The 21133-nt window shown below is 58.7% G+C and carries 24 protein-coding genes and 1 pseudogene; 3 read left to right on the top strand and 22 right to left on the bottom strand.

Annotation, left to right across the window (positions count from 1 at the left end):
* Nucleotides 1-6: 6 nt before the first annotated feature.
* Complete coding sequence (rnpA, locus tag IGS75_RS10525; protein ID WP_237468763.1) at nt 7-381, bottom strand: ribonuclease P protein component; 375 nt, start codon at nt 379-381, stop codon at nt 7-9.
* A gap of 49 nt (nt 382-430) precedes the next feature.
* Nucleotides 431-565, bottom strand: coding sequence for a 50S ribosomal protein L34 (gene rpmH, locus IGS75_RS10520; RefSeq protein ID WP_011253345.1), 135 nt, complete (start codon nt 563-565; stop codon nt 431-433).
* A gap of 146 nt (nt 566-711) precedes the next feature.
* Between rpmH and IGS75_RS10515 the strand changes: the two genes are divergently transcribed.
* Nucleotides 712-927 (top strand): hypothetical protein, encoded by a 216-nt coding sequence (locus IGS75_RS10515; RefSeq protein WP_226986562.1) that lies wholly within the window; start codon nt 712-714, stop codon nt 925-927.
* On the opposite strand, the gene gloA is transcribed toward IGS75_RS10515, so the two are convergent.
* The 19 genes from gloA to rpoZ all read right to left on the bottom strand — a co-directional run bounded on the left by gloA (nt 911) and on the right by rpoZ (nt 19365).
* Nucleotides 911-1300, bottom strand: coding sequence for a lactoylglutathione lyase (gene gloA, locus IGS75_RS10510; RefSeq protein ID WP_141349902.1), 390 nt, complete (start codon nt 1298-1300; stop codon nt 911-913). The genes IGS75_RS10515 and gloA overlap by 17 nt on opposite strands.
* Nucleotides 1300-2142 (bottom strand): LpxI family protein, encoded by an 843-nt coding sequence (locus tag IGS75_RS10505; RefSeq protein WP_141349900.1) that lies wholly within the window; start codon nt 2140-2142, stop codon nt 1300-1302. Before IGS75_RS10505 ends, gloA begins: the two co-directional genes overlap by 1 nt.
* A gap of 2 nt (nt 2143-2144) precedes the next feature.
* On the bottom strand, nt 2145-3002 hold the full coding sequence (gene lpxA, locus IGS75_RS10500) for an acyl-ACP--UDP-N-acetylglucosamine O-acyltransferase (protein WP_202258461.1): 858 nt from the start codon (nt 3000-3002) through the stop codon (nt 2145-2147).
* A gap of 5 nt (nt 3003-3007) precedes the next feature.
* On the bottom strand, nt 3008-3517 hold the full coding sequence (gene fabZ, locus IGS75_RS10495) for a 3-hydroxyacyl-ACP dehydratase FabZ (RefSeq protein WP_011253341.1): 510 nt from the start codon (nt 3515-3517) through the stop codon (nt 3008-3010).
* A gap of 113 nt (nt 3518-3630) precedes the next feature.
* Nucleotides 3631-4680 carry a UDP-3-O-(3-hydroxymyristoyl)glucosamine N-acyltransferase gene (gene lpxD / locus IGS75_RS10490; RefSeq protein ID WP_202258459.1) on the bottom strand — a complete coding sequence of 350 codons (1050 nt, stop codon included), beginning with the start codon at nt 4678-4680 and terminating at the stop codon, nt 3631-3633.
* Nucleotides 4681-4700: 20 nt separating this feature from the next.
* Nucleotides 4701-5615, bottom strand: coding sequence for an OmpH family outer membrane protein (locus IGS75_RS10485; protein ID WP_174787510.1), 915 nt, complete (start codon nt 5613-5615; stop codon nt 4701-4703).
* A gap of 52 nt (nt 5616-5667) precedes the next feature.
* Nucleotides 5668-8136, bottom strand: a complete 2469-nt coding sequence (gene bamA / locus IGS75_RS10480; protein WP_141349898.1) for an outer membrane protein assembly factor BamA — start codon at nt 8134-8136, stop codon at nt 5668-5670.
* A gap of 132 nt (nt 8137-8268) precedes the next feature.
* Nucleotides 8269-9369: an RIP metalloprotease RseP gene (gene rseP, locus IGS75_RS10475; protein ID WP_202256793.1), complete on the bottom strand. Its 1101-nt coding sequence runs from the start codon at nt 9367-9369 to the stop codon at nt 8269-8271.
* Nucleotides 9362-10588, bottom strand: coding sequence for a 1-deoxy-D-xylulose-5-phosphate reductoisomerase (gene dxr, locus IGS75_RS10470; RefSeq protein ID WP_202256792.1), 1227 nt, complete (start codon nt 10586-10588; stop codon nt 9362-9364). Before dxr ends, rseP begins: the two co-directional genes overlap by 8 nt.
* Nucleotides 10581-11429, bottom strand: coding sequence for a phosphatidate cytidylyltransferase (locus tag IGS75_RS10465; protein WP_141349891.1), 849 nt, complete (start codon nt 11427-11429; stop codon nt 10581-10583). The genes dxr and IGS75_RS10465 overlap by 8 nt, the downstream gene beginning before the upstream one ends.
* The gene (gene uppS, locus IGS75_RS10460; protein ID WP_237469079.1) at nt 11426-12106 is read right to left on the bottom strand and encodes a polyprenyl diphosphate synthase; all 681 of its coding nucleotides are present in this window, start codon (nt 12104-12106) and stop codon (nt 11426-11428) included. Before uppS ends, IGS75_RS10465 begins: the two co-directional genes overlap by 4 nt.
* A gap of 95 nt (nt 12107-12201) precedes the next feature.
* Nucleotides 12202-12768 (bottom strand): ribosome recycling factor, encoded by a 567-nt coding sequence (frr, locus tag IGS75_RS10455; RefSeq protein WP_141349887.1) that lies wholly within the window; start codon nt 12766-12768, stop codon nt 12202-12204.
* A gap of 68 nt (nt 12769-12836) precedes the next feature.
* Nucleotides 12837-13577: a UMP kinase gene (gene pyrH / locus IGS75_RS10450; protein ID WP_373320082.1), complete on the bottom strand. Its 741-nt coding sequence runs from the start codon at nt 13575-13577 to the stop codon at nt 12837-12839.
* A 111-nt stretch (nt 13578-13688) separates the two neighbouring features.
* Entirely contained in the window at nt 13689-14576 is an 888-nt protein-coding gene (era, locus tag IGS75_RS10445; protein WP_141349885.1) for a GTPase Era, read from the bottom strand.
* 25 nt (nt 14577-14601) lie between these two features.
* On the bottom strand, nt 14602-15336 hold the full coding sequence (rnc, locus tag IGS75_RS10440; RefSeq protein WP_141349883.1) for a ribonuclease III: 735 nt from the start codon (nt 15334-15336) through the stop codon (nt 14602-14604).
* Entirely contained in the window at nt 15333-16148 is an 816-nt protein-coding gene (gene lepB, locus IGS75_RS10435; protein ID WP_228123659.1) for a signal peptidase I, read from the bottom strand. The genes rnc and lepB overlap by 4 nt, the downstream gene beginning before the upstream one ends.
* Nucleotides 16149-16157: 9 nt before the next feature.
* Nucleotides 16158-16631: a holo-ACP synthase gene (gene acpS / locus IGS75_RS10430; protein ID WP_141349881.1), complete on the bottom strand. Its 474-nt coding sequence runs from the start codon at nt 16629-16631 to the stop codon at nt 16158-16160.
* A gap of 4 nt (nt 16632-16635) precedes the next feature.
* On the bottom strand, nt 16636-18933 hold the full coding sequence (locus IGS75_RS10425; protein ID WP_202256791.1) for a RelA/SpoT family protein: 2298 nt from the start codon (nt 18931-18933) through the stop codon (nt 16636-16638).
* Nucleotides 18934-18969: 36 nt separating this feature from the next.
* Nucleotides 18970-19365 (bottom strand): DNA-directed RNA polymerase subunit omega, encoded by a 396-nt coding sequence (rpoZ, locus tag IGS75_RS10420; protein WP_141349877.1) that lies wholly within the window; start codon nt 19363-19365, stop codon nt 18970-18972.
* A gap of 199 nt (nt 19366-19564) precedes the next feature.
* On the opposite strand from rpoZ, the gene IGS75_RS10415 reads away from it, so the two are divergent.
* The gene (locus tag IGS75_RS10415) at nt 19565-20173 is read left to right on the top strand and encodes a LabA-like NYN domain-containing protein (RefSeq protein WP_202256790.1); all 609 of its coding nucleotides are present in this window, start codon (nt 19565-19567) and stop codon (nt 20171-20173) included.
* A complete protein-coding gene (locus IGS75_RS10410) occupies nt 20170-20748 on the top strand; it encodes a uracil-DNA glycosylase family protein (protein WP_202256789.1) in 579 nt (192 codons plus the stop codon). Before IGS75_RS10415 ends, IGS75_RS10410 begins: the two co-directional genes overlap by 4 nt.
* On the opposite strand, the pseudogene IGS75_RS10405 reads toward IGS75_RS10410, so the two are convergent.
* A pseudogene (locus tag IGS75_RS10405) lies at nt 20745-21062 on the bottom strand (integrase core domain-containing protein); the annotation flags it as partial. The gene IGS75_RS10410 and the pseudogene IGS75_RS10405 overlap by 4 nt on opposite strands.
* Between the last annotated feature and the right edge of the window lie 71 nt (nt 21063-21133).

Below are 21133 nucleotides of genomic sequence, written 5' to 3'. Positions count from 1 at the left end.
ACGCGATCATTTCGCCCGGTACCGGCCTTTGCCGGACGGCCCGCGGGGGCTTTCCCGGAAATTAACGTCCAGCCCCTTGCGAAGAGCCTGACGCAGATCATCCTTGAGAAGGAAAAAATCGCGCTCCCGGGTCTTGTCCCGTCCGATGAGGACGAAATCGCCGGAAGGCAGACCGTCTTCCCGCGCAACGAGGCGCAGGGCCTCGCGGAGGCGACGGCGGGTGCGGTTACGGATGACAGAATTACCGACTTTTTTCGTGACCGTGAAACCGACGCGGGTTTCGGTCGCTGTGTCATCCGGCAGGATCTGCACGACCATACCGGGAGTGGCGACCTTGCGCCCCTTCCCGGCCACACGCAGAAACTGCGGCCGTTTTTTCAAACGGCGCGGAGTGTGGCCTGTTGTATGGATCGTACCGATCGGGTCAAACTCAGGCAGAGAGCTTCTTGCGACCCTTGGAGCGACGGTTGGCCAGTACGCGGCGGCCACCGACGGTTTCGCTACGCGTACGGAAACCGTGACGACGCTTGCGAACCAGCTTGGAGGGTTGATACGTGCGCTTCATGACGTTGATCCTTAAAAACCAGGCGGACGCCTCAACTGCTGGACATCCGCGTCGATCGGGCGCACGAAACGCCCGGTGATTGAGACCCGGGCTTGTAAGCACGCAGGCCCCTCATGTCAATGCCAGACCTACAGGAACTTCAACCTATGCCCGAGTCCAGCAATACTCTCCCCGCCAGCAACTCCCCCCAGGACGTCGCGACCTTCCGCCACGACATGCGCAACGCGCTCGCCCCTGCCCTGCTCTGTGCCGACATTCTCGGCACGCACAAGGACAAGGCAGTCCAGCAGAACGCAAAGACGATCGTCGATGCGCTGGAAAATGCCCTGAAGCTGCTGAAAAACTTTACGTCTTCTCGATAAGTTCGATCTTGTAGCCGTCGGGATCCTCGACGAACGCAATGATGATCGTTCCGAATTTCAACGGACCGGCCTCACGCGTCACCTTGCCGCCTCCGCTGCGGACCGTCTCCACAAGAGCAGCCACATCCGGCACGCCAATCGCGAAATGCCCGAAACCGGTGCCGACCTCGTAGTCGGTTTCCTGGTCCCAGTTATAGGTCAGTTCAATCTCGGCCTGTCCGTGTTCGTTGTCATCGAATCCGATGAAAACAAGCGTATAACGCCCTTCACGCACTTCCTTGCGACGAAGTTCCTTCATTCCGAGCAGCTTGTAAAACGCCAGACTCCGGTCGATATCCCGGATTCTCACCATCGTATGCAGAAACGTGCTCATCACTTATCCTTCAGATCTTCCGGCGTCAGTCCATATAAAAACAGCCCGTAACGATCCGCTAGCTTTACGCAGCCAGCGGGGTCCGTCATGAGGGTCACTCCGGGCTGAAACGCAACGCCCCGCAATCCGTTCCGGGCGGCATTTTCCAGCGTCTCCGGCCCGATCGTCGGCATGTCTGCCCGAAGGTCCTGCCCTGTCTTCGGCATCTTCACCAAAACGCCCCCACTTCCCGCCTGCATGAGGCGCCCACAGCGTCCCAGCATGGCATCCGTCCCCTCCAGAGCCTCCACAGCCAGCACAAGACCGTTCTGAACAACGCAACCCTGACCAATATCCAGAGCTGCCATTACCTTCAGGACCTCGACACCACGAGTAATATCCTGTTTAGCTTGAATATCAGGAAGTACGCGTCCGAGGGTTCCGGAGCGGCCGGTGGCATGCTCGAGGAATTCGTGGGCGCCCCGCACATGGAAGCCCTCCTCACCGAGAACACGAACGACTGCTCCGAGCAGTCCATCATCCCCCGAGAAAATAGCGCGGCCCAATCTGGCCAGGATACGCGCTCCTTCGGCATCGGGACGCAGGTCACGCCAGGCGGGACGACGCACCGGCCCGATCAGAACCAGTTCGCGACAGTTGTTCCGTTTGAGAGCACCAAGAATGTCACCGGCGGCGGCAAGACGGATGATTTCATGCGGGTAAGGTTCGAGAAGTACACGATCGGCAAAATCTCGAAACCCGATAATGAAAACCTTGCGCCCCTTGGCGATGGCTGCAGCGGCGACCTGCGCGGGAAGCGGCCCCGAGCCTGCCAGAATACCGATACAACCACGATCCCCCACGATCAGGCGCCTTCGGTTTCGAACTGCCCTTCCTGACGCGCAACGCGGGTCAGGCCTCGACGACTGGGAGCTTCCATGAAGTCCAGCATCTCGGCGATGCGGGGGAGATGCCCATATTCCTGCCGGACTTCGGCAATCCGGGTTTCCAAGACAGTCTCTGTCGCACCATGACGCGGATAAAGCGTCCGGAAAGCGCGCCGCATGGCCCGCATTTCCTCTGGACCTACGCCAGAACGCTTCAGGCCGATCCAGTTCAATCCAACTAGACGGGCGCGATTTCCCAGAACGCTTCCATAAGGAATGACGTCCATTTCCACACCGCAGACACCGCCAACAACGGCGCCACGGCCGATTCGAACGAACTGGTGCAACGCGGCAGATCCCATGATCTTGGCGTCATCGTCGATCTCGACATGGCCACCCATGACGACATTGTTGACGATGATAACACGGTCACCGAGGACGCAGTCATGGGCGACATGTGAATTGGCCATGATCAGGCAGTTCGCACCGATCCGCGTCAGGGCATGCCCCTGCGCGGTGCCACGGTGAATCGTCACATTTTCACGAATAACAGTATTGGCGCCGACCTCGCACAGCGTCGGCTCGCCAGCATATTTGAGGTCTTGTGGGGCCAGGCCGATTGTCACGAAAGGATAGATTTCCACGCCTTCACGCAAGGTCGTGTAACCATCCACGAGAACGGACGCATGCAGACAGACCCCGTCGCCGATCGTGACATTGGGACCGACTTGACACCAGGGGCCAATGCGCACGTTTTCCCCGATGCGCGCGCGTGGATCGACGATGGCGGTCGCATGAATTTCAGCTGTCTCGGGGCGATTTCCTGCCATCTGCATCAGGGTCAACCCATGATCATCGCACTGAAGGTCGCTTCGGCAACGGCAACGTCGTCAACGCGGGCTACACCCTTGAACTTCCAGACGTTGGCGCGAGAGCGCTCCTTATCGACATGAATCCGGAGTTGATCACCAGGACCGACCGGGCGGCGGAATTTCGCATTTTCGATCGTCATGAAATAGACCAGCTTACCTTCAAACGCCTTACCCAACGTCATGACCACTAGCGTCGCTGCCGTCTGAGCCATAGCTTCGACGATCAGCACGCCCGGCATGACGGGATGAGACGGAAAATGTCCCTGAAAGAACGGCTCGTTGACCGTCACATTCTTGATGCCGATGGCGGACTGCCCGGCGTGGATCTCGACCATCTTATCGATCAGCAGAAACGGATAGCGATGCGGGATCGACTGCATGATCTTTAGGATGTCGATGCTCTGCGGAACCTGATGGCTGTCAGCAGCGGCGTCTGTCGCGGGAGTCATCTGTTCGGCTGGAGCGTCCACTCGGTCCATCGTTTCACCATGCCCTTCAAGCGGTGTTAGTCTGTCAATCTCTGCCCTGTGGCAGCACGAATGGCTTCCCTTAGCAAACCTGCGGGGGAGTTACCATCCGCGCCGCAAGACTGCTAGTCCCCGCTTTTACGAGAAAGTTTTCGCAAGGTCGCAACATTACGAAAAAATTCACGGAACGGCATCGCGGGGCTGCCGATGACATCGGCGCCAGCGTCTACATCCGACATAACGCCACACTGAGCGCCTATCCGGGCCTTCGCGCCGATCTTAATATGTCCGATCAGGCCAGCCTGTGCAGCAATGGTGACAAAATCACCCAATTCCGTAGAGCCGGAAATTCCGGCCTGCGAGACGATGATGCAACAGCGTCCCAGACGGGCATTATGGCCGATCTGCACGAGATTATCGATCCGGGTTCCGGCTCCGATCAGGGTGTCACGCATGGAACCACGATCGATGGTGGAGTTCGCCCCCACTTCTACGCCGTCTTCCAACACAACAAGCCCAAGTTGCGGGACCGTTTCGAAACCTTCGGGGCCGACGGCGAACCCGAAACCATCCTGACCGATACGCACACCAGGATAGAGCGTGACGCGATCACCGATCCGGGCATGAGAGATGGCGACATGAGCGCCGATCCGGCAACGCGCCCCGATCTCAACACTCTGGCCTATACTGGCATGGCTTGCGACAATGCTGTCACGACCAATACGGACACCACTACCAATCACGGCAAAAGGACCGATCTCAACGTTTTCGCCAATTTCGGCATCTTCCGCGATCCAGGCACTCGGATGGCGGACACCCGTGGACGCGGAGGCCGGGTGGAACAGCGTGGCAACACGTGCCCAAGCCAGATAAGGCGCCTTGCAGGCCAACCCCGCCGTATCAGGCGGCAGCTTGCCGGTGAAGGCCGGGGAGAGAATAACCGCTCCGGCCTTCGTTTCCGCCAGAAGTGGCAGGTAGCGGCGATTGTCGAGGAAGCTGATTTCATCCGGCCCTGCAACATGGAGGGGCGCAACACCACGAAACTCGGACTGCCCCTTCCCTGATGAAGCCGGAATGATGTCGCTACCCGAGACCTCTGCTAGCCGTTCCAAACCGAAAGGTCCGGAACGCTGAAAGAAACGGCTGTCGCCCGGTCGGCTGTCACTTGCTGTCATGTCAGACACGGCCCGTCGCCTCAGTGATGCTGACGCAGAACGGACTCGCTCGGAGCGGACGCCGCAGCTTGTTGAGGCCCAAGAGGCTGCTGACCCTGGGCCTGCCGCTGTTCGTCAGCCGTAGTGGGCATCTTACCGGAACGAGCGAGCTGCTCGGGGTCCACACCATCATCGGGAATGAAGACATGTGGCAGCGTCTTGTTGAGCTGCGTGCCGACTTCCTCGGTGATGTCCTGACCGCCAACGTGAAGCACAACCTGCTCCGCATGCAGGATCAGATTCATGTTATGGGCAGCAGCGACAGCGGCGATAATGCCGTTTGGCTCTTCCAACTCACGCTCGATCTGGTGCATGGCAACCTGTGCCGCTTCCTGGATGATACGAGCCTGATTGCCGAAATCGTGCTGATCCTTGGCACGGCGTTCCTGCAGGTGACGCTCACGCAGCTGGATCTGGTCGGACGTCAGACTGCGAGCTTGGGCCTGAAGCTTCTGCTGCTCGCCACGCCAGGCAGCCTCCTCACGCTGAACGGCCTGCGCGAGACGGTCACGGCGGGCACCCAGAACCTGCTGAATTTCCTGCCAAGCGCTGGAAATCTGCATAACGGCCTGGACATTAATCACGCCGATGACGGCAGCCGGCGGGGGAGAGGCCTTTGCGATGCTCGGAGGAGCCGGGATCGGCGGCAGCGGAAGGACCGGCGGAGCCTGCTGCTGTTCGGCCGGTGCAGAGTCTTCTTCTTCATCTGGCGTAGCTTCCGGAACACGGCGCTGAATGGGCCGCGGCGGAGGGGCGTCAGGATGAGCAGCCTTGGGAACAAACCAGCCACCATTGCCGCCGGCGGCCTGAGCCTGAGCGACCGGAGCAGAGACGAGAATCGTCGCTGCCAGAAGCGCGCCGGCCGAAACCGTGCGCATCAGGGAATTGAGGGTCATGACCACCTCTCGGCAAGGGGTTGAGAAACAGGACGACAAGGCCTCGAACAGTTCAGAACTGCTGACCAAAACCAAAACGCAGCGGATAGAGACGGTCACCATGCTCCTTACGGATCGGCACGGCACCATCGATGTTAACCAAGCCGAACGGGCTCTTCCAGGACACACCGAGACCACCAGAGACACGTGGGATCAGGTTGTCACCAGTGATCGGGGTATAGTTGTCCCCATCATTCGTACGGTTCGTATAAAGATGCTTAACGCGCACGCCCGCAAGGCTGCCTGCGTCAATGAATCCACGGCCCGAAACCCCAAGATCGTCCCCCATGGGCAGCGGGAAGTTGAGCTGTGCGGAAGCTGTATACATAAAACGGCCACCGAGCAGATCTTCCTGACCTTGGGCCGGGATATAGACACCGTTGATCTTGAGATGGCCTGAACGCGGGCCGACACCACCCTGAAGGAAGCCTCGCAGGTTTTCACCACCAAGATAGAAGTTATCGATGATGTTGCGGTTTCCGCTCGAACTCCAGTCACCCATGTAGCCGACGCCACCCTTGAACTGGAAGGTCCAGTCATGGTTTCCTGTCAGGTCATCGAGCGGCAGATAATAAGCACCATCCGCCTTCACACGAGCATATTTCGAGTTACCGCCCAGACCTGCGAAATCGCCACCGACTTTGAACATATAACCCGAATGCGGCTTCATGCGGCGATCACGACGATCATACGTCACGGACGTACTGATCTGCGAGAGAAGCGACCAGCCGGCCGACTGCTGGACGTAGATCGACGGAACATACTGGATCAGACTCGGATCTTCAGCAACGGCAGCGGCGTCGTAGAAATTGCCGACCTGACGGTCAACGAGCGTATAGTTCCAGGACTGGGATAGGTATCGGTTATAGGCATACCCCAGACGCAAGCTCATGCCGTACTGGGATTCCTTATAGCTCTGATACGTCTGGTAATTGTTCTGGATGAAGTAGAAATCCGCACCGGCCACAAGGTTACGGTTCAGGAAGTACGGATCGGTGACGGAGATGTCAGCCTGCTTTTCATAGTAGGCGACCGTCCCCGAAATACCGGCATCCACACCCGTTCCGAGCAGGTTGTGCTGCTTGATCGAGGCGTTACCAAGAATACCAACGTCCGTCGAGTAACCGCCGCCAAGGGAAAACTCACCGGTCGGCTTTTCGACTACGTTTGCGGAAACGTTCACACGGTCGGGCGCAGAACCCTGCGTTTGATCGACGGAGACCGAACTGAAATAACCAAGATCCTGGAGACCAAGCTTGGAATACTTGCGGTCGAACGGAGTGTACGGGTCCCCTTCGGCCATCGGAAGGTTCCGTCGGATCACGTCATCATGGGTGATGGTGTTACCGTTGATGTCGATACGCTCGACATAGACATGCGGACCTTCCGTGACGTCGAACAGCAGGTCAACGATATGCTTTTCCGGATTTCGGGCGATCTCTGAACGAACCATCGCAAAGGGATGGCCTGATGCCTGGAGCCATTCCTGCATATTCTTCGTGTTATTCTGAATCGCCGTGCCGTCATAGATCTGATGCGGAAACAGCTCGATATGCGGGCGCAGCATCTCGGGCGTCACGTGTCGCACGCTGGAACGCACATCCATCTTACCCAGACGATAGCGGTCGCCCTCATGAATGGTGAAGGTGATGTAGAACGACTTGTGGTCGGGAGCCAGCTCTCCTGTGGCATCCACCATGTGGAAATCGACAAAGCCGTTGTGCAGGTAAAAACGACGCAGCAGCTCTGCATCGTACTTTACGCGCTCGGGATTGTATTCATCCGAAGACGAGAAAAAGCGGTACCAGATCGTCTCCTTGGACGAGATGACCTGTGCGAGGCGTGCTTCGCTGAAGGCATGATTTCCAACGAAAACGATCTTCTTGATGAGCGTCTGCTGCGCTTCGTTGATGTTAAAGATTACGTCGACACGGTTATGGGAAAGCTTGACGATCTGCGGCGTGACGGTCGCACCGAAGCGGGCCTTGGAGGCATACTGGTTCAGTATCTTCTGGCGATCGGCGGCAGTCGTCTGAGCAGAAAACACGGCGCGAGGACGCAGGCTGATTTCCTTACGGAGGTCCTCGTCCTTCAGCGCGTGATTCCCCTCGAACACGATACGGTTGACGATCGGGTTTTCGACCAAGTCCACCAGAAGCGTGTTGCCGTCACGATGCAACGTCACGTCCTTGAACAGACCCGTGGCATAAAGTGTCTTCAGAGAGCGGTCGAGGTCATCCTGATTGAACGTGTCACCAGGCTGGGCGACCATATAGGATAGCACCGTACTCGTCTCGATGCGGGTGTTTCCCTTTACCGAGATGGCCTGGATGATGTTTCCACCGGGGACTGATGCCGGGGCCTGATGACGAACGGAACGCGCCTGAGCCGTTCCGAGGACAACGGGCAGCAGACAGGCTGATGCGAAAAGCACCAGACGCTTGTTCGAAGACCGGGAACCTCTTGACCGTGATCCTGACAAACCGGCTTTCCTTGTAACATATTTTTTGCAGGCGACTGACACGTTACGCCATTTGCGGAGGTATCCGATAACCCCTGTCCCGCGCAAGATGCCCTGACGTGTTCAACTGTATCACAAGTCTTTTCAGAATATTTAGCTTACCGCGTGAAAAAGCCAGTGAAACAGTCCGATGTTGGATAGATCGTTTAACGTTGAGAATAGGAAAAGAGCGCCGATCAGAGCCATTCCGACCTGCATACTCACCTCCTGCACCCTGCGTGAAACCGGGCGGCCGCGGATAGCCTCGCAGACATAAAACACAAGACGCCCCCCATCGAGCACGGGAATTGGGAAAAGATTAATCAGCCCAAGATTGATCGAAAGCAGCGCCATGAAGGAAATGATGCTGGGCAGACCGTAACTGGCGACCTGACCTGAGAGCTGCGCGATGCGAATCGTCCCTCCCAGTTCCTTCGCACTCCGCTGCCCGCTGAGGATCTGCCAGACACCCTGAAGCGTCATGACCGATTTGTCCCAGGCCTCCTGCATCCCCATGATGAAGGCCGAAGGCAAGGAAACGGGACGTCCCCTCGAGACGGCAAATGCCACGCCGAGACTCCCCATGTCGTGGCCACCGTTCTTCAGGATGCCGAGCGTAACCGGAAGACTAAGGTCTTCCGTGCCACGATGGATGCCCAGAACCGTATGCTGACCGGGATGGGATGCGACAGTCGCCATGACATCCTCGGCACCGAGAATATGCGTATTGCCGATCCGGGTAATCACATCACCAGGCCTTACGCCCGCACGGTCCGCAGGACTTCCGGCCGTGACTTGCGAGATATCCCCGTGGATCTCAGGCTTGCCCACCACCGCGAACAGCACCGTGAAGGCCAGGATCGCGAAGATGAAATTGAAGACCGGCCCCATAAGGATGACGATGGCCCGGGATCCTACGGGCTTGTCATGGAAAGTCCGGCCCGGAATCCAGGCAGCTTTCTGTTCGTCAGTTGCATCTTCCGGACCTTCAAAGCCGTGCGGCTTGACGAACCCGCCCAGGGGAATGGCACTGATACGCCATTCCGTGCCCGAACGATCGTACCAGCGATGCAGGGCAGGCCCGAAGCCGATGGAAAAGGTATCGACCTTCACACCACGCCATCGTGCCGCGAGGTAATGCCCGAGTTCATGGATGAAGACGAGGACCCCCAGAATCAGGACATAGGCCAGAATGGTCCGCAGAAGATCATGCATTCAGCGCGTTCTCGCTCACGTCATTTCGCAGTCCCCCACTCTGCCTCAGGATATAGGCTTCGGCGAGGGCCCTGCCCCGCGCGTCCCAGTGCAGCACGTCATCGAGGGTATTGAGTTCCGGATTTTCATCCATGGCCTGCAGCGCAGCGTCGATTGTCTCACCGATACCGAGGAAGCCGATGCGTCTGTTTAAGAAAGCATCAACGGCAACTTCGTTCGCAGCGGAGAAAACGGCTGGTGCCGCACCACCGGCTCGGAGAACCTGACGGGCAAGACACAAGGGAGTGAAGCGCACTTCATCCGGCGCCTCGAACTCCAGACGCCCGTAGGCGGCAAGATCAAGACGCTCGCAGGGTGTCACCATGCGCTTCGGCCAGGCGAGTGTGTGGGCGATGGGAATACGCATATCAGCAGAGCCCATCTGGGAAACGAGGCTGCCGTCGCGGAACTGCACCAGTCCGTGCACAACCGACTGGGGATGAACCAGAACATCGATCCGGTCTTCGGTCAGGCCAAAAAGACGGGCTGCCTCGATGACTTCCAAACCTTTGTTCGCCATGGAGGCGGAATCGATCGTGATCTTCGCCCCCATCGTCCAAGTCGGATGCTTCAGAGCCTTTTCTGGCGTGGCGGCACGCATTTCCTCAATCGAGGATTTGCGAAACGGTCCGCCCGAAGCCGTCAGAATGATCTTCTCGACGCTGTCCATGTCACAGGCGCCAAGAGACTGGGCGATAGCATTGTGTTCCGAATCGACTGGTAGCAGCGTCGCACCCGCTTCAGCAACAGCGCGCAGCATGACATCACCGGCGCAAACCAACGCTTCCTTATTCGCAAGCGCCACGGCATGACCGTTGCGGGCAGCCGCGAGCGTAGGTTCGAGGCCCGCAGCACCCGTAATGGCTGCCATGGTCCAGTCGGCTTCCATAGCGCCAGCCTCAATGACGGCCTGACGACCAGCCGCGGTCCGGATGCCCGTCCCAGCGAGGCAAGATTTCAGCTCTTCGTGACGGCTCTCGTCATGAATGACGGCGACTTCGGCGTTCAGACGACGCGCCTGCTCGGCCAGCAGCGCGGCGTTGCAGCCGCCGACCAGAGCCCGCACCTCGATCTCATCAGGAATCCGGGCAAGAAGGTCGACCGTCGAAGTTCCGATACTGCCAGTGCTGCCGAGCACCGTAATGCGGCGGCGTGTTTGGCCCGCAGAACCGTCAGTCATGAGAAGAACTCCCCTGAAGAATGGGTGGATGTACAGAACCGCCTGTCAGATCTGCAGGCAGGATGGACCAGAAAGGCTGCGCGGCAACCGCGAGCGAAAGCAGTGCCGCGGCAGGCGCTGCCGCGAGAAGACCGTCAAAGCGGTCCAGAAGACCGCCATGTCCAGGGATCAGACGACCTGAATCCTTGACGCCGAGACGACGCTTGGCGGCGCTTTCCAGAAGGTCTCCGCTCTGGGAAAATACGCTAAGGATAGCGCCACATAGCAGACCACCGAGTTGGGTGCCCGGCACAGTCAGCCAAGCGACCAGGCCACCGGCAAGCGCCGAACCAACGAGGCCGCCGATTGCGCCAGAGCGTGTCTTGCCCGGTGAAATCGAAGGCGCCAGCTTGGGGCCGCCGAAAATACGACCGGCCAGATAGGCGAAACTGTCGCTCGCGACCACAACGGAGATGACGAACAGAACTGACGCCATGCCAAGCGGCAGGTGTCTCAGCCACAGGAGCGACAGCCCCCCGATGATGGCAACAACGACGGGAACGCTGGCCGGAAAGCCGAAAATCAGGGTTGGCCAGATCATCCAGAAAGCTGCGCTCCACTCCCCTTTCAGCGCCGCGAAACCGGCGATGACGGGCCAGGCCAACAGAAGGCAGCCGCGCCATGTCTTGAGGGGCTGGCGGATGAGGGTTTCGCCTTCCCAGGCCAGACCAAACATCGCCAGCAGGATCAGAGCATCATAGACCGGACCACCCTGCCAGATGCAGAAAGCCGCAATCGGGATCAGGACCGCAGCGGACAGCAGGCGCAGGCGCAGGTCAGACCATCTAGAAGAGGCACTCATGCGGGGCGGCCGCCAAACCTGCGCTGACGGCTCGCAAAGCGCGAGAGAGCTTCGAGAAACTCGACTTCGCCAAAATCGGGCCAGAGCACATCCATAAAAACCAGCTCGGCATAGGCGCTCTGCCAGAGCAGAAAATTAGACAGACGACACTCGCCACTGGTGCGAATGACCAGATCGGGATCGGGCATGTCGGAGGTCTGGAGCGCATCGTCGAGCATGGCTTCGCTGATGCTCTCGGCCGCGATTTTACCGGCAACGGCATCTTCAGCCAGCCGGCGGGCAGCCTGCACGATATCTGCACGGCCACCATAAGACAACGCGAGCGTGAGGGTCAGGGTCGTGTTGTGGAGCGTCAGGGATTCGGCGCGGCGCAGTTCTTCGCGCAGGGAACCCTCGAAACGCTCGGGCTCACCGATGATCCGCAGGCGCACACCCTGGGTATGAAGCTCGTTGATCTTATGACGCAGATAGAAGCGCAGCAGGGACGTCAGATCCCCAACTTCCTCTGCGGAGCGGCGCCAGTTTTCCGACGAAAACGCATAGAGCGTCAGGTATCGTACGCCCTGCCGGATGGCCGTGCGAACGCATTGCTGTACGGATTCCGCACCCTGACGGTGCCCTGCGGCCACAGGGAGTTTGCGCGCGCGTGCCCAGCGGCCGTTCCCGTCCATAATCATGGCAATATGGACGGGAACGACGCTCACGCCGCCCCCGGATGAAGAGGAGACGATACGGTCGTGACGGGGAAGAGATCCTGCAGACAAATGCGCAATCAGACCTGTTTGATCTCGCGTTCTTTGTCCGCGAAAATATCGTCGACCTTCTTGATGTACTGGTCCGTCAGCTTCTGGATGGCGTCGGTCCAAGTCTTCATGTCGTCTTGGCTAATCTCACTCTTCTTTTCCAGGGCCTTGGTCTGCTCCATGCCGTCACGACGCACGCCACGCACGGAAATTTTGCCGTTCTCGGCATAACGGCTGGCGGCACGGGCCAGTTCGTTGCGGCGCTCTTCGGTCAGGGCCGGAATGGGAACGCGGACCGTCTGACCGTCCGTGGACGGATTGAGGCCAAGACCGCTGTCCCGGATGGCACGCTCGACGGCGCCGACAACCGTACGGTCCCAGACGGACACCGTCAGCATACGGGCTTCGGGAACGGCGATGGACCCGACCTGCGACAGCGGAACTTCCGAGCCATAGGCTTCGACGCGTACCGGCTCCAGGAGATTTGGGCTTGCCCGGCCCGAGCGCAGACCGGAAAGGTCCCGACGCAGGCTTTCGATCGCACCGTCCATACGGCGGGTCAGGTCGGTGAGAAGGTCATTCAGGGCAGCGGACATAAGCTGTTCCTTTCAGTTCGGCGTGGTTTTCAGGAGAGAGCCTGAAGATTTCGTTGAAAATACGGAGATCAATCCGCTTCGATGATCTTGGTAAAGAGCCCTTCCCCACGCATCACGGCCCCGAAGGAGCCGGGAGCATGCATGTTGAAGACCACGATGGGCAATCTGTTTTCACGCGCCAAGCTGATGGCTGCGGCGTCCATAACGTTCAGATCGCGGGCCAGGACCTCGAGATAAGTTAATTGGTCATAGCGCTGTGCGTCCGGATTGCGGCGCGGGTCGGCGGAATATACGCCGTCCACCTGCGTACCCTTGAAGAGGGCATCGCACTCCATCTCGTTGGCGCGCAGGGCGGCGGCCGTGTCCGTCGTGAAGAAGGGATTACCAGTACCGGCTGCAAAAATAACGACGCGCCCCTTTTCCATGTGGCGCACGGCGCGGCGGCGGATATAGGGCTCTGCAATGGAGGCCATCTGGATGGCGGTCATCACGCGCGTCTCCATACCGCGACGCTCAAGCGCGTTCTGCAGCATCAGCGCATTGATGACGGTAGCCAGCATGCCGGCATAGTCACCCTGCGCGCGGTCCATACCCTTGGCGGCGGCGGCGAGGCCGCGGAAGATGTTGCCACCGCCGACGACGAGGCAAACTTCCACTCCGGAAGCCACCACATCGGCGATGTCGGCGGCAACCATGTCCACCATTACGGGGTCTACCCCTGACGGTCCGTTACCCATAAGTGCCTCACCGGACACCTTGAGAAGGACGCGCTTGTAGGAGGGGCTCTGTTCTCGAATTTCGGTCATCATGCCCGTCTCTGGCTGGATGTGTCTTGAAGTGCGCCTGTCATACAGACGTGGCGGGATTGGAACAAGCGATGTCAGAATGCCGGATTTCAAACACTACGGCACCTGTCTTTTTCAATCGTCGAGACCAATGGCGCGCAGCCTGGCCTTTTCCTCGTCCCATCCCGCACGTTCCTTGACGTTCAGAAAAAGATGGCATTTGCGGTCCAGAAGCTCCTGAAGCTCCATACGCGCCCGCGCACCGAGTGACTTGATCTTGTGACCGCCCTCCCCGATCAGGATGGCCTTGTGTCCAGGACGGGAGACGTAAATCGTCACCTCGATCCGTACCGATCCGTCCGGACGTTCCTTGAAGCTCTCGGTCTCGACAGTGGCCTGATAGGGAATTTCCTCATGCGTCTGCATGAAGATCTGCTCACGGACCAGTTCGGCGGCGAGCAGACGGTCCGGAAGGTCCGTCAGGTCGTCTTCGGGATAGAGAAAAGGACCTTCGGGCAGTTCGGCAGCCAGACGGGCCATCAGATCGCTCACGCCCTCACCCGAACGGGCGCTCAGCATGAAGACATGCTCGACATTGATGAGACCGTTGATTTCCTGCGTCAGAGGCAGAAGTTCACCACGCTCGACGAGGTCCGTCTTGTTCAGAACGAGCCAGATGCGATTCTTACTTTCGGCCAGCTTGGCGATGATCTCGCGGACATCCTCGCGCAGGCCGGATTTTGCATCCACCAGCAGCAAGGTCAAATCCGCATCCTGCGACCCAGACCAGGCTGCGTTGACCATCGCCCGGTCAAGACGGCGGCGCGGCTTGAAGATACCTGGCAGATCCACGAGAATGATCTGAGCATTGTCCTGCATGACGATGCCCAGCGTCCGAAAACGGGTCGTCTGGGCCTTAGGGCTGACGATGGACAGCTTGGCTCCGGCAATCCGGTTAAGCAAGGTGGATTTCCCCGCATTCGGGGCGCCGACGAGAGCCACGAAACCGCAGCGCGTGGTCATGTTCTGATCCTTTATTAATGACATCTCAGGACGCCACATTCTGACCGAGGTGTTTCAGCAGGGCGGTTGCCGCTGCGCTTTCTGCCAGCCTCTTACTGCCGGCTTCTCCCGTTCCCGTGTGCCCCATAGTCGTGACGCTGACGCGAAAGACCGGCGCATGTGAGGGGCCATCCGAAGACAGGAGTTCGTAACGGGGAAGCGGCAACCCCTGCGAGAGCATGTATTCCTGCAGCAACGTCTTGGGCTCCTTGTGGGGCCGGTCGGCGCTTTCGATGCGGGACTGCCAATACTGGTGGACCACACGACGGGCCGGTTCCAGACCGCCATCGAGATACAACGCGCCGAGAAGGGCTTCCATTGCGTCCGCACGGATGCTGGATAAACGCCGGATACCGGCATCTTCCTCATGTGGCGAAATCTGGAGCGAGGCCGAAAGACCGACCTGATCGGCGATTTCGGCCAAGACGGTTCGCGATACCAGATGAGCGTGACGGGGACCGAGAGCCCCTTCCTGCTCGTCCGGATAGCGCTCCAGCAGCCACTCAGCCATCAATAGGCCTAGGACACGATCCCCGATAAATTCGAGGCGCTCGTTCGATCCACTCCCCTTGGGACGCTGGTTCCGGCGGGCACGACGCGGGTCACGCCCGGAGACGGCAGAACGGTGCGTCAGGGCCTCGCTCAGCAGTTCAGGCTTCTTGAAATCATGCCCCAAGGCAACCTGCATCGAGGCCAGGGCTTCTGTGGAGGAAAGTGTCATCTGACGGGATGCAGGAAGCGGTTCCAACGAATCTCGGTCGGCCAATACCAAAACTGCCAGGCGGGATGACGCATATCCATGGAGAACAAGACGATAGGCGCGCGGCCGACAAGGTTCTGCATAGGGACAAAGCCGAGATCATCCGGGCCATCGCCTTGAAAACGGCTGTCGGCACTGTCATCACGGTCATCGCCCATAGCGAAAAAGGAACCCTCCGGCACGACATATTCGGGCGTATCGTTGGCGAACCCTTCATCCGTCAGCTTGAGAATATCATGCTCGACAGTGGGACGACCAGCGCTTCCGGGAAGGCTCTCGCGATAACGCTCTCCGCTGAGAAGACGGTTGTTTTCGTCCAGCACCTCGTAATGACCAAGCGCCGTACGCGGAACTTCGATGCCATTGAGGATCAGCTTGCCTCCCGTGACCTGAATATGGTCTCCGGGCAGGCCAATGATACGCTTGATATAATCGACTGACGTATCACGCGTGAAACGGAAAACCGCAACGTCACCACGATGAGGCGTGGAGTTCAGGATCCGGCCACTGAAGACATTCGGCGAAAACGGAAACGAGAAGCGCGAATAGCCGTAGCTGAACTTCGAGACCAAAACGAAATCGCCGATCTGCAGCGTCGGGATCATCGAGCCGGACGGGATGTTGAAAGGCTCCACCACGAGAGATCGCACTGCAAATACGGCCAGCAGCAGTACGCAGAAATAACGGATGCTCTCGCCAAGCGACTCTTCGCGGCGCGCAGGCTTGTCGCCGGCACTTTCTGAACCCTGCACGGGCCTGTTCTCCTTGGTCATGAGACGCTCTTAACGCAGCTTGACGGCGTTGGCGAGCGGTTCAATCCGGACGAAGGGTTGTGACGCGGACTGTACGACCGCCAGAGGGATCGATTGGATGATGACCTGAGCAAGAGCAAAGGGCGGATCATCGCTCATGCTGACCAGAATCTGGGCCACCTGCCCTGGGGGCGTCAGGCGCTGAAGGACCTCTTTCGCGCCACCTGAAAGCCGTAGTTCCGGCGCGCCGCCCGGCCCATTGAAGACCCCGATATCCTGAAGCATGACCCCATTAGCGAAGCCTGTGCCCAGCGCCTTCACGCAGGCCTCCTTGGCCGCCCAGCGCTTGGCGTAACTACCCATGCGCGCAACCCCCTTAAAGCGGTCGGCATAGGCGCGCTCGGCTTCGGTAAAGACGCGTTTCAGGAAACGGTCCCCAAAGCGTTCTACACTTTTTTCAATGCGCGAAATCATGCACAGGTCCGTACCCATGCCGAGGATCATGACGTCATCCCTTGGCCCGCTCGACCTGCATGACGCCCACCGCCGTCCGGAACGCCGCAATCATGGACGAGAGATGACGCAGATCCTTCACTTCAAGATCGACCAGAATTTCCATGAAATCGAGCTGCCGGTTGACGATCTTGAGGTTGATGACGCTACCATTATGCTTGGCAGCGGCGTTGGTAAGCGTTGCCAGAACTTCGGGTTCGTTCGCGGCCACGACCGAAAGCCGGGCAGTATAGGGCTCAGCGCCCTGACGGCGGCCAAGAGCCTCGTAGTCCCAGTCCACTTCCAGAAAACGCTCGGGCGTATCAGCGAAACTGGACAGATTCTGACAGCCACGACGATGAATGGTGACACCCTTGCCCTGGGCAATGATGCCAACAATCGGATCACCCGGCAAAGGTCGGCAGCATCCTGCGAAGCTGACGGCAATGCCCGAACCGATTCCCTTGATTGTGCTTCCCGAATGGGCCGCCGCATTCTTGGCCCCGACATGTCCAACACCAAGCATGAGGGATTGCCCGAAGCGCGGGGACAGGCCAGGCACCATTCTCGGTGCCCGGACGCTCTGACGCAACTCCGGATAGGCCGCATTGACCACATCCTTGGGGCCAAGCTGTCCGTTTCCGACCGAGACGTACAGGTCTTCTACCGACGCCTGACGCAACTCCTTGAGAATCCCATCGAGGATCTTTTCGGAACCATCCACACCTTCCTGACGGAACGCCTTGGCTATGGCGGCGCGGCCGTTGTCCAGATGGACCTGACGCTGCTGCTGCGCCACGAAACGTCGGATACGGGCGCGGGCCTTGCCAGTTGCGACGAACCGCTCCCAGGACGGGGATGGCGTACCACCGCGGGCCGTCATGATCTCGACCTGATCGCCGTTCTGCAATTCGTGCCGCAATGGCATCAGACGGCCATTGACCTTCGCCCCCACGCAGGTATCGCCGACCTGACTGTGCACGGCGTAGGCAAAGTCAACGGGCGTTGCACCACGTGGCAGGGAAATCAGCTGCCCCTTGGGGGTGAAGCAAAAAACCTGGTCCTGATAGAGTTCAAGCTTGGTATTTTCGAGAAACTCGTCGGGAGCCTGACTATCCTCGAGGATTTCCAGCAGATCCTGAACCCAGCGGAGCTTGCGGGTCGGCGCGCCAAACGCAGACGACAGTGCAGCAGCTTCACGCTCGCTCGGTGTCGCATGTTCCTTGTACGCCCAGTGTGACGCCACTCCGTTTTCAGCCAGATCGTGCATTTCGGCGGTCCGTATCTGGACCTCGATTTTCTGATTGCGTGGATAACGCAGAGTCACACCAGTATGAAGGCTCTGGTATCCGTTGGCTTTGGGTGTAGAAATGTAATCCTTGAAGCGCCCGGCGATCATCGGATAAGCGCCGTGAATCGCGCCAAGCGCCATGTAGCAAGCGTCGCGTGTGGGAACGAGCAGACGGAACGCCATAATGTCCGAGAGCTGCTCGAACGCTACATTTCGACGCTGCATTTTTTCCCAGATCGAATAAGGCGATTTTTCACGCCCGGTCACTTCAACCTTATCGATTCCGCTTTCGGCGCACAGAGCCATCAGTTCCTGACGGACCTGCTCAATGACATCCGCCCCCTGCCCTCGCAGGAAGTTCAGGCGGGCACGGATCGTAGCGTCGGCTTCGGGCTCAAGCTGGGCGAAGGAAAGGTTCTGAAGCTCCGTCTTAACGCGATCCATACCGATGCGCTCAGCCAGAGGCGCATAGATGTCCATTGTCTCACGGGCGATACGCTGCCGGCGGTCTGTGCGCTGCACGTAATGCAACGTGCGCATATTGTGCAGACGATCAGCCAGCTTGACGATCAGGACACGGATATCCCGCGACATGGCCAGAACGAGCTTGCGAAAATTCTCAGCCTGTTTGGTGCGATCGGACTGGAGTTCAAGCCGGGTAAGCTTCGTCACGCCATCGACAAGGGCCGCGACATCCTCGCCAAAACGGGCTTTTAGGGTATCACAGGAAACGCCCGTATCTTCGACGGTATCGTGAAGCAGACCCACCATGATTGAGGTCGCATCCATGCGAAAACCAGCAAGGATATTGGCGACAGCAATAGGATGAGTGATGTAGGCATCGCCATTATCGCGACGCTGCCCGTTATGGGCATTGGCAGCCACATCATAGGCCGCTTCGATCCGAATCAGATCGGCGGACGGATCGTAGCTTTCAATCCGGCGGAGCAGTCCGGCGATAGGCGGCTTGAAGTCCCCGCTCGCTACGGGCGGAGGCGCAATCGGGGAAGATGCATCAGGCATGAAGCATATCCCCCTTTCAGTAGAATTGGGCAGAAATCAGCGACGACCCCGACCGCCCAGTTCAGCTTCGATCGCGGCAGCCTCGTCAGCAGACATATTCTCTGCCATGTGGGCGTGCTCTTCCTCGGCGGAGACATCCTGCAGACCGAAAATGTTCTGGTCTGTCGGAATAAGATCCAGCACTTCCTCGTCGACGGGCTCCGGCTCCGGCGCACGAGCCAGGGACCGAATGATACCTTCGCGCAGAACCGGCAGACTTACCTTGTCTTCAGCGATTTCGCGCAAGGCGACGACCGTGTTTTTGTCGTTTTCACGATCCAGACGGATTTCCTCACCGCGAGACAGGCCGCGTGCACGCTGTGCAGCAAGCAGAACCAGTTCGAAACGGTTAGGAACCTTCTCGATGCAATCTTCGACGGTTACACGCGCCATGCGACAGCCCCCCTTCGGGTAAGACTAGGAATAAAATAAGAGAGAATGCTGGCAATAACATGCGGTTCATGCGATTGCAATCCGCACCTGCCTCACCCCCGGAATTGAACCTGAGTGCATCCAAGCTCGTTCGTAGCTGGAAGGCAGCCTTTGTCCCTGCCGTACAGGGAAACATATTTTACATACCAGGATTACCATTATGCTTCTGCGCCAGAACGAACGCACAGCCCTTTTCATCGACGGCGCCAGTCTCCATCATGCAGCCCGCAATCTGGGGTTTGAAGTTGACTTCCGCAGCCTGCGCAACCTGTTTGAAAGTCAGTGCCTTTTCCAGCGTGCCTTCTATTACGCTGCAATACCCGAGACGGACGAATATTCCCCCGTTCGCCCCCTGACCGACTGGCTGGCCTATAACGGCTATCACCTCGTTCTGAAAAATGCCCGTGAGTTTACGGATCATTCAGGAAGACGGCGTATAAAGGGAAACATGGATGTTGAACTGACAGTAGATCTTCTGGAACAGGCCGGCCGCCTCGATCATGCCGTGATCGTAAGCGGTGACTCCGACCTGCGGCGCGCCGTGGAAGCAGTACAGGCGCGGGGAGTCCGGGTCACGGTCATTTCCTCGATGCGCTCGACGCCCCCCATGATCGGGGACGACCTGCGCCGTCAGGCTGACTTGTTCGTGGAACTGGCCGATATTGCGCCCTCATTCACACGCCGTCCGGCGGAACCGCGCAATCTCCCCAGACAGGGACCTGTCCGTCATCCTGCCGACATCAACAGTGACGAGACCAGCGATTCATGACAGCTCTGGCTTCTACCGGACCGACCGCTTCCCCGACGCCGCCTCTTCCCGCTTCAGAAGGGGCGCGGTCAGGGATTGGGCCACTTTCAGCTGAGATGCTGATCGTGTGCCTTGATCCGGAAGACGCCATGGAAACTCTGGGCTCCTTTCTACGGACCAACAATATCGTTTTCGATTCAGCACCCGAATCGCCAAACGCAATCGTAGGACGCATCACCACCGTGATGCAGCCTCTCTCTCCGCAGCCGCTGGCCCTTCCTTCCGAACTTGAGGAGTGCAGCGCGGCTCTGTGTACCGAACTGCAAAACATGCACAGGCTCAAACTGGTCCTGACGCTCGGGATTAGCGCGCATATCGCCGTGCTCGGAGCATGCGGAATTCCACTTTCACGGCTTGATTTTCGGCCCGGCGAAATCACTTATCTGCCGGACGGACTACTTATGGCAGACGGATGCCACTTCCCGACCCACCCTATCCCGGCTGACATACTGACACAGCGGCGCTCTGCCCTGACGGAACTTTCCCCCAAAATCCGTGCAGCCCTGCGGCCGATAGCCTGCCGCTTCTGTGCCTAGCTGTTTAGTCCCATGCTTTGGTGGCTTGGATTGACGATGACTTTTTCTGGCTCTGAATTCCAAAGTTTGCAGACGTATTCGTAAGGTGTGAGGCCATTCAGCGTCTTGAGCCTTCGCCCGAAGTTATAAGCCACCATGAAGTCGTTGAGATGTGTCCTCAACTGCTCATGACTGTCGTAATGGAAGTGTTTGACAGTTGCTTCCCTGATCGTCCGGTTCATCCGTTCAACCTGACCATTGGTCCAGGGATGATTGGGTTTTGTCAGACGGTGTTCGATCCCCTGGGCTTCGCAGATCATGTCGAAGCGCAGGGGACGCGACAGGTTGTCTTCCGATCGGCTTTTTCGACGCTTCGTCCGTTTCGGCAAGGACCGTTGATCGCAGC

It is taken from the genome of Gluconobacter sphaericus, assembly GCF_016757795.1.
Classification (GTDB): Bacteria; Pseudomonadota; Alphaproteobacteria; order Acetobacterales; family Acetobacteraceae; genus Gluconobacter; species Gluconobacter sphaericus.
This window is presented reverse-complemented; position numbering and strand designations above follow the sequence as displayed.